Annotated in this window: 1 protein-coding gene and 2 pseudogenes; all 3 read right to left on the reverse strand. The window is 61.8% G+C overall.

The window, feature by feature from the left end:
- Positions 1-491 (reverse strand): annotated as a pseudogene (locus OQK_RS22495) (GNAT family N-acetyltransferase); the annotation flags it as partial.
- 86 nt (positions 492-577) lie between these two features.
- Positions 578-1,582, reverse strand: a complete 1,005-nt coding sequence (locus OQK_RS22500; RefSeq protein ID WP_016774396.1) for a saccharopine dehydrogenase — start codon at positions 1,580-1,582, stop codon at positions 578-580.
- Between the two features lie 114 nt (positions 1,583-1,696).
- Positions 1,697-2,116: pseudogene (locus tag OQK_RS22505) on the reverse strand (NAD(P)/FAD-dependent oxidoreductase); the annotation flags it as partial.

Here is a 2,116-nt window from a genome sequence, read left to right on the forward strand (position 1 = left end):
GGCCCCGACACAAACTGGCCGTCCCGCGTTTCAGCCATCCGCATGCCTTCATCTTCGGAAATCTTGCGCGAGGCGTGGTTGGCGGCGGCCTTGGGCACCTGCATCAATGGGCGCATCAACGTATCGAACCAGAAGGCATTGATCACCTTGCAGGCCTCGCGCATGTAGCCGTTGCCCTGAAACTGAGGGGCGAGCCAGAAGCCTCGATGGTTACCCGGTTGATCAAACAGGCTGATACTGCCGATGCAGCTCTCGGGCTGAACGCGGGTGCGGATCATCCAGTGCCATTCCTTTGCGGCAGCCATCGCGGGCAGCGCGACATCGCGGACGTAAACAAGCGCGCCGTCGTCCGGATACGGCCACGGAACGCGGCTGTCGAGATAGCGCACGACCTCCCATTGCGGAAACAATCGTTGCACCGCCGCTGCATCACTCAGTTGCAGCGGGGTGAGGATCAGGCGGTGGGTGTAAAGCGTGGGGATGCAATCCATGGCAATCAATCCTTGCGAGCAGTGGCGGGCAGGACCGGTACTCTCTCAAACGAGCAGTTCAAGTGTCGAGCGACCTGTGCGCGGTCTCACTCAAGTAGTTCGATCAACTCCCCACCGTCCTCTTTCAACCGCTGCAAAAACACCTGTGCCTCCAGCAATTGATAGGGAAAATACAGCCCCGGTCTTACCGGCGCTTGCCCATCCAGCCCAACCAGTCGCTCCAGCAGCATGGCCACGCTGAGCCCGGTCAACGCTGCTGCGCCTGATCGGTGAACCACGGCGTGGCGTGTGCGCAATGGCTGGCCATCGTGATCCGTGCCTTCGAGTTCAATGAGTATTTCCGTCGACATCGGCTGACCCTGACGCCGGGTCGAGCTGACGCCGCTGGCGAGGTTGAACTCGACGTTCGGGGCGTCGGTGGCGGCGGCGAGGCCGGTGACGTCGATCGAGGAAAAGCCGGCGCCCTGCATGATTGTGCCGTCGACGGCGCGGAAGCTGACCTTGGCGTCGTCGCCTTCGCGCCAGATGAATTTGCCGTCGCGGCGGGTCAGTGCGGCGGGAAGCATTTTGTTCAGGTGCTCGAAATCGACGGCTACGGTCGGGCCGCCGCCGTCCTGTTCGTCGACCAGCGCATGAATGCGGATGTCGTGCACGCGGGCGAATGCCTTGGCGAGGTGCAGCGTTCCCACGGTTGTGGCACCGACCATCCATTCGTAGCCGAGGACAATGGGAGACGCGTCAGGCGTGTGCATGAAACTGGCGATTTGCGGGGCGATTTCGAATACGCCGGAAGAGATGCTCAGGTGCGGCACCTTGCGCTTTTGCGCAAAGCGCAGACCGGCGAGGGCGTGGTCCATGTAGAACAGGACGATGGCGCTGATCGGGCGATCACCCAGCCCCAGATCTTCTGCGCGAGCATCGATGACCACACCTTGGGCATTGCCGATTTGTTCGGCGGTTTGCTCAGCCTTGGCGAGGTCGCGTCCGCCGATCAGCAAGGGGACGTCGGGATGCGCCGCGCGCAATGCGCGAGCCGTCTGGTGGCCGATGGCGCCGGAGCCGCCCATGAACAGAATGGGATGAAGTGGCATGAATCCTCCTCATTTTTCCTGGATTGAAACGTGCTTGGGCTAGACACCCTAGCACGCACTTTCCAGTTCGCCGGTGCGCTTGGTCTGCGCACCGACGAACGACCACTTGAGGAATCAGCCCAGATGATGCCGCTGTGCAAGGCGATAAACATCGGTGTCGAGGCCTTCGAAACGGGCTTTCAACTGCAACGCCAGATACAGCGAATAGTGCCGTGACTGATGCAGGTTGCCGCCGTGGAACCAGAGGTTTTGCTGCTGGGTCGGCTTCCACATGTTGCGCAGTTCACCTTCATACGGGCCGGGGTCGTTGGTGGTGCCGGAACCCAGGCCCCAGCAGCGTCCGACCTTGTCGGCCACTTGCTGAGAAATCAGCTTCGCGGCCCAGCCGTTCATCGAGCCATAACCCGTCGCATAAACGATGAGATCGGCCGGCAAGCGGCTGCCATCGGTGAGCACCACCGCATCCGCTTCGATGCGTTCGACACCGAGGCCCGGCGCGCTCTTGAGCTTGATCGTGCCGTTGGCGATCAGTTC

Origin of the sequence: Pseudomonas sp. R62 (assembly GCF_000257605.1) — a bacterium.
In the GTDB taxonomy this organism is placed as follows: Bacteria; Pseudomonadota; Gammaproteobacteria; order Pseudomonadales; family Pseudomonadaceae; genus Aquipseudomonas; species Aquipseudomonas atacamensis.